We start from the raw sequence: 13,381 nt of genomic DNA on the forward strand, positions 1-13,381 counted from the left end.
AGTGACCTGCTTTTGTTTTGATTAGTCCCTGTTCATTGGAGTATAAAAGCTGACCTGAACTGTAAAATGTCAGTAAATTCTTTTATTTCTTAACATTTTATCGTTTCCGTCGCTTTAAGATCCTGCCTTTTATCGCAGTGGAAACAACATGAAAAAGATAATGTCCGTCATTTTAGCTATGGGTATGTGTGTATCAATGACCGCGAAGGCTGATACTGGTATTGGCCTCTCAGTGGGCGACCCATTCTGGGGCGTCGACATGAAGCACAACGGTTTTAGAATCAATGTCAGCCTTGATGATCAGTTCGGTGTTGGTGTAAATAAAACCTACGGCGTACAAGGTACGCCACTTTACTTGTTCCTGGGTGGGCAATACGTAGATAGAAATAAACACTATGTGGCGATCACTCCGGGGATCGGTGCAGAGTTCCGCGTACGTCCAATGGGCTTCTATGTTGATTTGACGCCTGCAGTGTACTTAGATGAACTTGATATTGAGCTGGAAGCAAGGGCTGGTTTCCGAGTGTATTTCTAAATGGTCAGCATCACTCTTTTTGTCGTACCTATTTGATTTTAATGTCTGACACAGCAATCCTCGTCAAACGGCGAGGATAAGTCTTTGATGGTGGCTTCAAGGCCACCATAACAATCCTCTATGGCTGCATTACTGTTTTTTGTTCGCCTCAGTCATCAAGTATTTATCCTGATTGGTATTACTGCAACTTCCGCCTTGATAACAACAATTTTTCCTGCGTAATCTATAGATCAACTACTTATTCAGATTGGCATAACAGCTGAAATTACTAGCTTACTTAGCTATTACCAGGTGAGGCGGTTTAATTCATACCGCTATGGGATGAGTGTGGCTATGGCCATCAATGATCAAGAGTGAGTTTGCGGGGTGGGGCGGCATACAACCTGAAAGCGGAGGTGCAGATTTTGCGTTGGTTTTATCAAGGAAGGCTGTCTCATTATTAATGAGATGAAATTTAGTGAGTTAGGCTCAGTAATAATAGCCCCAAATAAAAAACGGCGCTGAAGCAATAAAGCTGCAGCGCCGTCGTTAAATTATGTTCGAATTACTTCTTAAGGTTTGTGAAGTAGTCGAAGATAACTGGTACGTCGTTGTTACCCATGCCTGCATCAACAGCAGCTTGTAGGCTAGTAGAAGTACCTTGAGCGATTAGAGACTCAGTGCCTAGCTCTTCACAAAGCGCAAGGAAGTAACCAAGGTCTTTGTTAGCGTTAGCAACAGAGAAACCTAGCTTTTCTTCGCCGTCTACAGCGTAGAACTTACAGAACTGCATGAACGGAGAGTTAGAAGGACCAGCTGACATGATGTCGAATAGTTGCTGACCGTCAACGCCTGCTAGCTTAGCTACTGCGAAAGCTTGAGACATAGTTGCAACAGTCGTCATACCCATGAAGTTGTTCACAAGCTTAGTAACGTGACCTGAACCTAGCGCACCTAGGTGGAATACGTTTTCGCCTTGATCGTCAAGAACAGGCTTAACTTTGTTGAACGTTTCCATGTCGCCAGCAGCCATGATGTTTAGAAGACCATCTTTAGCGTGAGCTGGAGTACGACCAAGAGGAGCATCGATCATGCCTGCGCCTTTCTCAGCAAGGTCAGCACCGATCTTCTTAGTAGAAGCTGGGATAGATGTACCGAAGTCGATTAGTGTTTTGCCTTCAGACATACCTGCTAGGATACCAGTCTCGCCGTATACAACTTTTTCAACAACTTCAGAAGTTGTTAGGCAAAGCATAACGATGTCACTTTTCTCAGCTAGTTCTTTACCAGAAGCTGCTTCAGATGCGTTGCCACGAGCTAGAACTGCAGCAACTGCATCTTTGTTAAGATCCATTACGTTAACTTCGTAACCACGGTTTTGAAGATTCTCAACCATGTTGCCGCCCATAAGGCCAAGACCGATGAAACCAATTACTGGTTTAGTCATTTCAGACTCCTAATAAAAAATACTATTGTATGACTATTTGGCTTAAGGATATACGTCTGTTCGCCTTAAAGCAAATGTAGATTGCTTTGAAATCTTTGCCAGTTCACAGTTTTTTGATCTGAGCCAGATCTAAGCTGATTCTGAATTGTGAACAGGCGAGATGTCGTGCTAGGTGATTTTTCTCCCCTAAGAGTTTAGTACGTTAGTGGTAGTTCAGCTCTGAGGCTTTGTCTTGGTCGAACTCATTGAGGGTCTTGCGTGCTAAGTGGCGGAATGGAATTGCCTTGATACATTCTTCGAATGGCATGATGGCAAACGCCCAGAACAGCGGTGCATCAAAGAATTGGAGCAAGAGTGCTAGCAGTGGCAATGACACCAACCATTGGCCAGAGAAATTGATGGCAAAGACGGCTTTGGTCTTGCCCAAGGCCCGCAAGGCGTGGCCGTGGACGGTATTGTAGCCACGGACTAGGGGCAGGAAGATATAGAGTGGGGCGGTGATCGCCAGTGCCTGGAAGGTTTCCTGTTTCATCTCTGGATAGATGAACGGCAGGCACAAACTGAGCACAAAGAAAAAGCCGCAAGTGATGATAGACAGTATCACTGCAATTTTAATGCTGGTATCAACATTTTCTCGCAGATCATCGAGTTTGTTGGCCCCGATGGCTTGGCTGATCAGGATAGCGGTTGAGTGGGCTGCAGCTGTTGTCACTTGGGTACCCATACGGATCCACGGCATGATCAAGGTGATGGCAACATAGGCGTATAGGGTTAGCTGCGAATAAAGCAGTTGGTAGATAGTCGCCCCGACGGCCAGCATGGCCATATTGGCCGCAATCGGAAATATTTCAATAAAATGGCGCTTGGTGAGGTAAACGAAACGGCTGATTTTTTCTGGCTTGCGCAGGGTAAACATGTCATCTAAATTGACGCAATAAGCAAGGAAAATGGTGCGCACGACAATAGCGACTAAACTGCCTAATGCCGCGCCCAAAACACCCAAGCCAAGTGAATGGATTAGCAGATACGTCGCCACGGCATTAACCGGTAATTCAATCAGATAGCCTTTAAAAGGAATCTTGGTTTTACCTAGCCCATTGAAACCTGCAATCAGAACTTGGGTGATGGCGCTGAACAGCAAGGTTAAGGTGGATATATTAAGATAACCAACTGTTAACTTAAGCAATTCAGGATTTTGGGTGATATGGCCAACCAATTGCTCCCCGAACACAAACAGCAACATCGAAAATAGCGTTGCAACCCCCAAGTTTATTGCCATGCCACTTAGGATCGAGTCGCTCAGCGCTTCGGAGCGGCCTGAACCATATGCCCGGCTGATCACCAACTGGGTGCCGTTTGCTAGCGCGTTCTGAAAACCGAGTAGGAAAGCCACAATGGCAGTGGCAATACCAATGGCAGCAACAGGGACTTCTCCAAGTGGTGAGATCAATACAGTGTCAATCAATAACATCGACTGCATCAGCAGTGCATTCATAGCCAATGGCCATGCGGTTGTGAGGTTTTTCTTAACAAATGGAGAGAGGTGCAAGAGGGCTCCTTGTTGCATAAAGGGATTCAAAAGGTGAATAATTGTATTATTATATTTCAATCCATCCGCTAAGTTCTAGAGCCTTCTTGTCGATTAATCGTTCCGATTTGTTAATCGATCGGCATGTCACTCATGTTGCCGTGCTTTTCTTCAATCAATGCACAGAATAACTGACTGGCTGTGGCGATAAGCGCGTCCGGAAAGTCATAGTCGGGGTTATGCAGCTGCGGATGTTGTTCACCGCTGCCAAGACAGAACATGGCGCCGGGCCACTTAGCCAGAAATTCCGCCACATCTTCCGACCATCGCATTGGCTCTTCAACTATATTGACGGGAAGGCCAAGCCCTCGGGCTTGGTGGATAACCTGCTGGCAATGTGGCTGTGAGTTGACGGCGGCATTGAACCATTCTTGCCACGATACTTTGAGGCCGAGCTGTTCCTGCTGACACTGGGTGGCGATTTGTTGCTCTATAAGCGACTTCATCATCAACAAGGTTTCGCTGCTATCGCTGCGCAGTGTCGCAAGTACTTTGGCATAACCCGGAGCGGTACCGAACGTAGCCTTGCCCTGAGCCGTTTCGCCAAGAGAGGCGTGCACCACGGTAGTTAATGCGAATACGTCGGGAAACTGCTCAGGCAATTGTTGGATCAACTTGATGGTTTCCATCATCGCATAAGTTGGGGCCACACCGTTTTCGGGCTTGGCGGCATGGGAGGTTTTGCCAAACAGCTCGATACTCACGCCGGTTGAGGCGCAGGCAAATGTATTGGGTTTTATGACGACTGTATTGAGCGGGTAACCGGGCAGGTTATGGTAAGCAAAGACATTATCGATATGTTGTTGGGCTAGCCAAGGTTCTTGAAGCATTGCCGTGGCGCCGGATCCGGTCTCTTCTGCCGGTTGGAACAGTAACAGAACCCTGCCTGTGACCGGTGGATGTGTGCAGAGGTATTTGGCGACCATCATCAAGGAAGCGGTATGTCCGTCATGGCCGCAGGCATGCATGATCCCGGAATGACGAGAGGCATAATGGTGACAGGCATTCTCATGTATTGGCAGGGCATCGAAATCGGCGCGAAACAGGCTGGTTTCACCGGGATTTTTGCTGTCAAATTCCACCACTATACCGTGTCCTCCGAGGTCAGCTTTCGGGACAAGGCCAAACTGGCGCAGCTGTTGGTTGATCACATCAGCGGTTTGACGCTCATGGTGAGAAAGCTCGGGGTATTGATGAAGGAAGTGGCGAAAGTTGATAGGGTCAAAGGAATCAATCGGCGTAATCATAGTATTCTGTGCAGCTATAGTATGTAAGTTGCATATATTACGCCGAATCACTGGAGGTAAGTGTGATGGCTATCGCAGGGATTCGCTACTAATATTTAGCTCATCAGGAAGTTCATCATCCCAATTATCCAAAATAAATTGCCTTTTACTATCAAGCCGTTGCTGAAGAGAATGGATGTGGTTTTCAGATTCTTGTAGTTGGCGAACAAGTTCGGAAGCGATCGCTTCGAGATCTTCTAAACTGAAATGATCCCCTTCGGTATTGAGGAACTCGTCGGGCGCATAGGTTTCAAATGCAAACTGAGGCGCTGAAGGTGTCAGAGCGCGAAGACGCCTTTCTTCCTGAAGGTGTTCAAACAAGAAAAAGCTCGTGATGAATGATGTGATAAGTGCACTTACACCAAATAATTTGCGAAATTGCCCGCGCTCTTTGATTGCCAACAGGGTCAGTAAACCACAAACAACGCCTAGCAGTGTGAGTACCATTCCTTTGTTACCTCAATCGTTTACTGTTGGTGATAAGGTTATCAAAAATGAATAGTTAGTCACTATGAATATGCTGTTATTGAATGAAAACTGTGAGGTAGCGATGCCAGTGAGTCTGTCATCGCTATTTTGTTTTGGTTACGGCTGTATTTGCTTGATTGCTGTGATCAAAGCATCCATATCGATGTTTAATGGGTTGAGAGCTATCCAAGCTAAATAGGTTCCTTCAGGCACTTGGTAGTTAACGACAGGAAATACGGTGTTGAGCTGATTATTCGCGGCTCGGCGTAGATTATGGTGCGACGTATCGCTTTTACTTAATCTAGATTAAGTTTTGCCATGCAGATCCTCTGTAATATCAGCCACCACTTTTTGTGTACCACACGATATTTGTAGAGGATTGGATTTGAGCACTTTGTTTAGTGAAACCCGTATTGGCCGTATGACATTAAAGAACCGCTTCATGCGCAGTGCGACGTGGGAAAATATGGCGACAGAAGATGGCCATATGACGGATAAGCTTTACGCTATCTATGAAGAACTCGCGCAAGGTGAAGTCGGTCTGATCGTAACGGGTTATGCAAACATTGTTGAAGAAGAAAAGCCCAATGCAGGGATGATGGGGATTTACAATGATTCCTTTATCGATGAATACAAGAAACTGACTGAGCTGGTTCATCTTAATGATTCGAAAATTGTCATGCAGCTAGCTTACGGAGGCACAAAAACAACCTTTAACCTCGGCGATAGGGTTATTCTTGCTCCAAGTGAAGTACCTGAAATAGGTACCCAAACACTGGGCAAGGCGATGACCAAGGACGACATTGATTACATCGTCAAAGCGTTTGCTGAAGCGAGTTTGCGAGCCCAAAAATCCGGCTTTGATGGAGTGGAAATCCATGCAGCCCACACTTATCTGATCAATCAGTTCCTAAGCCCATATTACAACCGCCGTGAAGATGAGTACGGTGGTAGCCTAGAGAACCGCATGCGATTTTTGATGGAGATCTACGCTGAAACCAGAAAGCTGGTGGGTGATGAGTTTCCAATCCTCGTCAAACTGACGGCCTCAGAGTTTTTTGAAGGTGGCTTGACCTTCGATGAGACCCGCATTGTTTGCCAAGAGCTCGAGAAAGTTGGTGTCGATGCCATTATCATCTCTGGCAATATTCACGGCAAAGCAAACAGTATGATCGGCCAGTCTTTTGATGGGCACACTCTCCAGGCAGAAGGTTATTTTCATGAATACGGTCATGCTATCAGCCAAGAAGTGAATGTACCTGTGATCACCGTGGGTGGCTTAACGGATATTGCGGCGATAGAGAAGATTGCAGCAAACACTACTATCCAGTATTTCGCGCTTTCACGTCCTTTGCTGTCTGAGCCGCATTTGATTAAGCGTTGGAAAGAGGGTGACAGAGCACCGGTTGAGTGTGAGCGTTGCTCGAAGTGTCGTACCAAGCGCGGAAACTTCTGTGTGGTGAACAAGGAAAGAAAGTCACTGCTCGCTCAAATGTAAATTCGGCAGATTTCTGTACCGGTTGATGATTAAGCCAGCAAAATATTGCTGGCTTTTTTGATCTGGTCGTTAGCCATGAAATACTGACATCACGATGACTTGATGCTGGCAGAGATGCTGTATTGATGACAATAGAACAAAGCATAGAAACACTTTTCTATTGTTGTGCTAACAATAGAAGAGGTGATAGCTAAGAGTAGTGATTGATGATAAAAACAAAAGCCAAAATACTTTCTGTGGCATTGGCTGCCGCTTTGCTTGGGGGCTGCGCCAGTTACAGCATTTCAGAACAAGATATGACTAACTACCTGCAAGATTCCGTCAGTCTGGATCAATCTGTGGGGGTTGAAAATGTGATGTATGCAGAAGTCGCGGTAGATGATTTAGAGGTCAAAATTGGCCGGGCTGATGCCGATCGGGTGTCTGTGTTTGCCAGTACCAATGCGCAGGTACAAATGTTAACAATGAAAAGCATGGGGTTGGATTTGGATGTCGAGTTCAGTGCTATTCCTGAATATGACAAAGACAGCGGTGAGGTTTATTTAAAATCACTGCGGTTAGAACGCTTTGATGAAAGTAGCAAACAACTTACCCCAGAAATCAAAAAACTATTAAAACCTGCGGTATCCATGATTGGCTACGCGCTATCAAAACAGCCGGTGTACAAGCTCGATAGTTCAACAGTGCAGGAAGCCTTAATCAAATCGGCCGAGCCAAATTTGGTCATAAAGAACAATAAGCTAGTGATAGACTTGTTTGATTAAGCGTTATTAACGCTTCAAATCAAGAAAAAGGATTAGCGTGACAGCTAATCCTTTTTTATTTCCACTCTTGCGACAGCGGATAATTTCGTATTGTAGGGATGAAATTATGCTGCAGTCAGCACTGTATTTGAATTACTTCACCAGAACATAGCCATTAGTGTCACGAACGCTATGACTATCATTGCAACTTTTGTCTAGACTTTCAGCTAGGCATTCTGTTGAACTTTTTAAATCAAGCTCATCACTATTACGAGACTTGATGTGAGTCGCAATAGCGGAACCAGCCAAAATTACCGATATAGCGACAATAGGTTTAACAAAACGCTGTGAAAATTCCATGTGTACTTTCCTTTATTATTTGAATTATTCAAATTTATTTTAGCTATATTATAAGACAAATTGATAGGGTGGCTTGAGCTTGATCAATTTTTCTTATGCTAGGTGTTGTAGTGCTTCTAGATGTTTATTTTTAAGGGTGATGATTTTCAAGGGCTTAATTTTGTTGTTTGGGGCTTTTGTTATTGTTGTGTCCTGCTGAAAATGCATAGTATCAGCACTGTATTCTCGAACGTCCTGCTCTATCCGTTCTTCGAAGGCTACGTTCTATACGGTAACGTTAGTTTTCTGCTTCATCGTGCAAGCAAAGATTGACCGAAAGCGTTATATCGCTAAGATAGCCGTACTTGAATTATTCGAACCCATTCAATTACGGAGGTGCACAAGATGTTGATGTTAACTCGCAAGCTTACCTGCATCTTCGTTGTCAAAACGGCTTACCTCAAGCAGCCCCAAGTCGCTTAGTGCAGGCAGTAGATAAACTTCAATTATTTACTGCCGAAGAATAAAGCGAGACCACCAATACAGATATACTCATGTTCGCCGTAATAACTTGCAGGTGCGGACGTTTGGTTGATGGTCTTGAATTGCTTTTCATCGGCTAACTGTTTTTTCTGTTTTAAAGAGAACTAAGCGATGACGAACAATAAGCATTGGTCGAAAATGGAAATGCTCCATGAGACCGTCAAAAACCAAAATGTTTCCATCAAAGGCACTCACAGTTACTACAGCGATGCTTACGACAATGGTTTCGAGCGTTCTGTCGTGCGTTATCTCCATGGCGATGAGCAAACTTGTCATCGTGAACCGCGCTGGGAAATCGATAAGCTCTATATCGGCGATTATGTCTGTATTGGGGCTGAGGCTGTGATCTTGATGGGAGGAAACCATACTCATCGCGCTGATTGGTTTTCACTTTACCCGTTTATGGACAAAATTGACGAAGCTTACCAGTCGAAAGGGGATACTCACCTTGGCGATGGGTGCTGGATTGGTATGCGTGCCATGATCATGCCGGGCGTGACTATTGGTGAAGGGGCAATTGTTGCCGCCAATAGTGTGGTCACCAAAGGTGTTGAGCCATATGCGATTGTCGGTGGTAGTCCTGCGAAAACTATTCGTAAACGTTTTACGCCAGATACCATTGAGCGGTTACTGGCCCTGAATATTTACGATTGGCCCGAGAGTAAGATCCAGGCTCTAAAAGATATGATCTGTGGCGATGATATCGATGTGCTGGAAAAAGCCCATCTTGATTACGATAAAAGAGAGTAGTATTGGAGCCTGGAGATAAATAAGAACAAAAAAAATCATTGGTGGAAATGACCTCCACCAATGACTTGTTACCGAGAGTAAAACAATAACACGGCCTATTTATGTTGTGACGGTAAGCAGCCACTAGGGCTATCCATCACACAATCTGAGGGATGGAATAGGCGCTCCTTGTCTAAGCGAAAGTTATCGATGAAAATACGCGCAGCCGGCGCGTTCGCATCTAATTGCTTCATTTCTAATGTTAGAAGAAAGTGGGTATCGGTCGGCCGTTTACGAATGGTAAATGTTCGCTCTCCCTGACTTCCCGGTGTTAAGTCCACAATATCTTGTCGTAATACAACCCTTTCGCCATCCTCATCAAGGACCTCGATATGACCTGTGAACTGAACATCTTCGACTTGTGTTGCATCGTAGTCAAACCGAAACAAGTAGCGGGTACCAATTGGGTCGTTTGAAATGTCAAAATTGCGCCCCACACTGGCAGATCGCATTACTCCAGCGCCACGGAAAAATTCCAGTACTTTAGTCCCCGATGTTGCCAATTCAGGTGCGTCTATTATGTCAACGCCATCGCCAGGCGACCAATGAGAAAAGCCCTGATCAAACCCTCCGTTTTCGATTGGGCTATCAGCCCCACGAAGCATGACAGCCGTGTTTTCAAACATCACGCTGCCCTCCGTGGCGACATACTCGATATGGAGGTAATTTGCGCCATCAGGCTTGTGACTTTTAAGCCTTAGAGGCTGAGGATTTGAACCTGTAATGTCCACGCTTTCTTCTTTTAGAAGAGCGCTGTTCATATCTTTGTCTGCGCGCCAGCGTAGCCGTAGCGCACCATTTCCGTCACCACTTGCGATGACTTCGACAAGGTAGCGGCTATCTGTTAAAGCCAGTGATACATCCAGCGGTTGGTTTACATAGGTTTCGCCTTGTGCTGTCAATTGAACGGCCTTACCGGTGAAGCCAGAGACAACCTCGGCATTCCCCCCGCCGACTTTCTGCCACCCTTGCAGGTTGCGTAGGAAGGTCGGATTGGTAAACTGCTTGGTTCGCCCTTCAAGTTCTGCAATGGTATCTTCCAATTCGATCCAGTCACCCTCGGGATCAATGACTTCATAGTGGCTGTGGTTTCTTGGAAGAGAAAATGGGGCGATTTGATAGCCGTAATCGGTACGTTGTCCATTTGAATCAATGCCAATTACACGACGGGGAGTCATGTTTGAAAAGATAAGTTTACCGTCCTGCTCTTGCACATAAGGGCGGTAAAAATCACCACGCAGTTTATCTATGGTGCCGGGGGCGATGGCCTCTGCCAACCCGACGCCCCCGTACCAGAAGTCAGCGATACCAACTGAATCCATCGTAAAGTCATCCAGCGCCATTGACCAACGAGTGAGCATTTCGATGGACTCTCCGCCTGAGGCGTTATTCATTGCTTGGCGGCGACCGTCCCGATAAGCCATATATCCCCCTACCACAGGGGCCGTTAGTTGGTGCTGGCCAAAGCCGAGTACTGCAGGGAAGTGCAAAATATCATTAGGATGGTCAGAGGGGCCATCGTTGTAATACGTACCACACCAATTTTCGTCACCGGTTGGGCAAGGCGGATGATTGCCAGCAGAGAAGGCGGCAAAGTATGGTGCGCCCATATCGTCGGTTTCCGCCATCGTGAGGCCATAGTAATTTCGGTTCTGCTCTTTCCAGCCATCATCATAGTAGTGATGATTAAGGATCATTGTTGCGCCCATGATGATAAATGCAGACTGGGAAGCTTTGATTACGGGTTCGCCTTTTAGGTAATCATCAATTTTGAAGCTTTCGCGATCATAGGTATAACGGGCGTAATCTGACGTTACGTAGGGATCTTGTGCGGCTGCAATATCACCGAAGATCCAAGTTTCATTCGCCATTAAGTTTGTGCCTTTTGCTCCTGTAGGCACTGGACCATGATCGTCGTTAGTCCAAGTGATCCTTTGTTGCGCCGCGACAACGTCCGAGGAGCGCTTAAATAGTTGGCGGAGGTATTCCTGATATTGCTGCAGATTTGCGTTGTCAGGGTAGAGTTCTGCCGCTTTGATTGCCGCTGGCAAGAACTTCATACTTACGTATACCTGAGGTTGGGAGCGAAGTTGACCAGTGTTGGGGTTACTTTCTCCGTCGACGGTGCCGTCATTTCGATAAACGCGAATGAAGTGGCCATCGACAGTTCGCTCGCCACCATGGCCCGGAGTAAGGCCAGCATGGGTGCGGATCAGAAGTTCGATAACCTTTTCGATATCCGGATCTGGTGCAACTTGATCGATAGCCATCAAAAGGAATAGCGCCCAACCGACATTATCGGCAATCGGTGTTTTGTTGGGATTTTTATCGAATGCTGATATCTTGCGTAACAGCATGCCGGGCTTATCGTGCTGATTACCGGTGCCAGGGATACCGCCGCCTTCAACGAGACTGAAGATCGCTTGTTTATAGCTATCAAGTTCATTGAGCAGCCAGTCATCATAACTTAAACGTTGATCGCCAAGCTCAAACATCATCTTAACGTTTGACTGGGCCAGCATCATGCGTCCGTCAGCGGTAGCACTGATATCACTCAGGGCGGTGTCTACCTCACGGTGATAGAGTTGTGGGGTGACCTTGTCTGTATCCCGTAATTCAGTAAGGCCAACATGCCAAAGCCGTTGTTCTTTATCATCGGCTTTACACTGTAAAAGGTATAACCCCCCACTGTTTTCTGCGCCGTAGACCCGGCCTAAGGTGATGGCTTCGATCTCGGTAATGTCACTGATTTGATTAACCGTGTTTTCCTGTGGAGAAAAGCGGTATAGCCCCGTTGATGTGGTGGCGTAGAGTGTCGCCTCCAGCATATCAACCGCTAAGCCAGTGACTGCTGAATCGGTAGTGATTAACTCACCGTTCCCTCTTCCCGCCCCGTCATATACAGCGTTACGATCTGCATTATAGCGATAAACGCCTTTATCGCTGCCGACGAATAATTGCCCTTGAAAATACGTCATTCCCAAGCGTGGCTGGCGTTGACTAGAGAGAATGCGCTGGTCAAACAGTGATAATGAGTCGGTATTGGTGTTATAGGCAAAGATGGCGTCTTGGTCGTCACCACATACGGCGAAATAAAGGAAGCGACCAGATGGGGTTAAGCTCATTGCGCAGATTTGACTGTCTGACGTTAGAATAACGTCAGGGACTGATTGCATAATTCTATCGGCAGTGATGGTTGTTTCAATCTTCTGGTTGATATCACGGAGCTCGATGGACAGCGTTTTGCTATTGGCTGCGGCGTACTTTCCTGCAACCTGCGCGGTTGCAACCCAGTCTGCATTGCCGGCATCAAAACGCCAATCATCAAAATGAATATCTAACGGCTGTTGCAATGCTTCAATGGAAGGGGATGAGCACACACCCGTTCCGATGTCTGGGTGTAAACTATCATCATCGTCGTCGTGCTGACTATCAGCGTTACAGCCAGTTAATGTTAGGGCGGCACTCAAGAGTAAACTGAATGGGGTCACTTTGCTAAGGAGGGGCATATTTTTTCTCTACGACAGACAAAAGGGAGTGGTAACCTTTGTCATTGAGCCTTTGGTGAATAAAACTACGTTAAAACAGCGACAGCTAAGCCAAACGGTACTTACCAATTAATGGAGAGCTGAAGTGATAGATAACACCTTATTCTACGTACAGTTGGTACTTTTGGGTATATTTAACATTACTGGTTTGCATACAAGCTCTCGTTATTTCGATATTATAAATTCATAGTGGTGACTTTGATATTTTAAAAGAGTGAATTTTATATAAATCATCAGTATGAAATGGGGCCAGTGCTGACGGATTACATTAAAGGCAAGCATAATGGTGTTTATAAGCCCGTTATTTCGTATTCAACAATATACTTCCTTACTCAGAGTTTACTTGCGTGTTGAATTTCGCTGCGCTTCTGGTGGTGATACTTTTATTTACTCTTCTTGTTATTTTTGATGCTTACACTGGCCTAGAGTAAACAGGAAGTGGTGTGAATCTTGATTGGGTCAAGGACAGATCTTTCTAGTTTCATGCCTCTGATGTTCAACTGACTACCCATAGCTGATGTGTCTGACAGTTTTGATCTTTGTTAACTCTTGCTTCTGGGGAGTCATTCTTGCGTAACAGATTTCCTTTATACTATAGCTGTTGTTTTTTTGACCTTG

The 13,381-nt window shown here is 45.8% G+C and carries 10 protein-coding genes; 4 read left to right on the plus strand and 6 right to left on the minus strand.

From position 1 onward, the window contains the following. Positions 1-148 precede the first annotated feature (148 nt). Entirely contained in the window at positions 149-535 is a 387-nt protein-coding gene (locus ACVA53_RS00695; protein WP_255044618.1) for a hypothetical protein, read from the plus strand. A 544-nt stretch (positions 536-1,079) separates the two neighbouring features. On the opposite strand, the gene ACVA53_RS00700 is transcribed toward ACVA53_RS00695, so the two are convergent. The 4 genes from ACVA53_RS00700 to ACVA53_RS00715 form a co-directional block, all read right to left on the minus strand. Beyond that, entirely contained in the window at positions 1,080-1,961 is an 882-nt protein-coding gene (locus ACVA53_RS00700) for an NAD(P)-dependent oxidoreductase (RefSeq protein WP_255044570.1), read from the minus strand. Positions 1,962-2,163: 202 nt separating this feature from the next. Then, complete coding sequence (locus ACVA53_RS00705; protein WP_446504271.1) at positions 2,164-3,510, minus strand: MATE family efflux transporter; 1,347 nt, start codon at positions 3,508-3,510, stop codon at positions 2,164-2,166. Positions 3,511-3,620: 110 nt separating this feature from the next. After that, positions 3,621-4,796, minus strand: coding sequence for an amidohydrolase (locus ACVA53_RS00710; protein WP_446504272.1), 1,176 nt, complete (start codon positions 4,794-4,796; stop codon positions 3,621-3,623). Positions 4,797-4,865: 69 nt separating this feature from the next. Continuing rightward, positions 4,866-5,282, minus strand: a complete 417-nt coding sequence (locus ACVA53_RS00715; RefSeq protein ID WP_255044566.1) for a hypothetical protein — start codon at positions 5,280-5,282, stop codon at positions 4,866-4,868. Between the two features lie 406 nt (positions 5,283-5,688). On the opposite strand from ACVA53_RS00715, the gene ACVA53_RS00720 reads away from it, so the two are divergent. Then, the gene (locus ACVA53_RS00720; protein ID WP_446504273.1) at positions 5,689-6,801 is read left to right on the plus strand and encodes an NADH:flavin oxidoreductase; all 1,113 of its coding nucleotides are present in this window, start codon (positions 5,689-5,691) and stop codon (positions 6,799-6,801) included. A gap of 206 nt (positions 6,802-7,007) precedes the next feature. Then, positions 7,008-7,565, plus strand: a complete 558-nt coding sequence (locus tag ACVA53_RS00725) for a DUF1439 domain-containing protein (protein ID WP_446504274.1) — start codon at positions 7,008-7,010, stop codon at positions 7,563-7,565. A gap of 132 nt (positions 7,566-7,697) precedes the next feature. Here the strand turns inward: ACVA53_RS00725 and ACVA53_RS00730 are convergent, their stop codons facing one another. Next, positions 7,698-7,904: a hypothetical protein gene (locus tag ACVA53_RS00730; protein ID WP_255044560.1), complete on the minus strand. Its 207-nt coding sequence runs from the start codon at positions 7,902-7,904 to the stop codon at positions 7,698-7,700. Between the two features lie 633 nt (positions 7,905-8,537). Here ACVA53_RS00730 and ACVA53_RS00735 point away from each other — a divergent pair. Beyond that, the gene (locus tag ACVA53_RS00735) at positions 8,538-9,176 is read left to right on the plus strand and encodes a CatB-related O-acetyltransferase (RefSeq protein WP_255044559.1); all 639 of its coding nucleotides are present in this window, start codon (positions 8,538-8,540) and stop codon (positions 9,174-9,176) included. 95 nt (positions 9,177-9,271) lie between these two features. Here the strand turns inward: ACVA53_RS00735 and ACVA53_RS00740 are convergent, their stop codons facing one another. Next, entirely contained in the window at positions 9,272-12,724 is a 3,453-nt protein-coding gene (locus tag ACVA53_RS00740; RefSeq protein ID WP_446504275.1) for a hypothetical protein, read from the minus strand. Positions 12,725-13,381 lie beyond the last annotated feature (657 nt).

It is taken from the genome of Photobacterium sp. DNB23_23_1 (genome assembly GCF_052873815.1).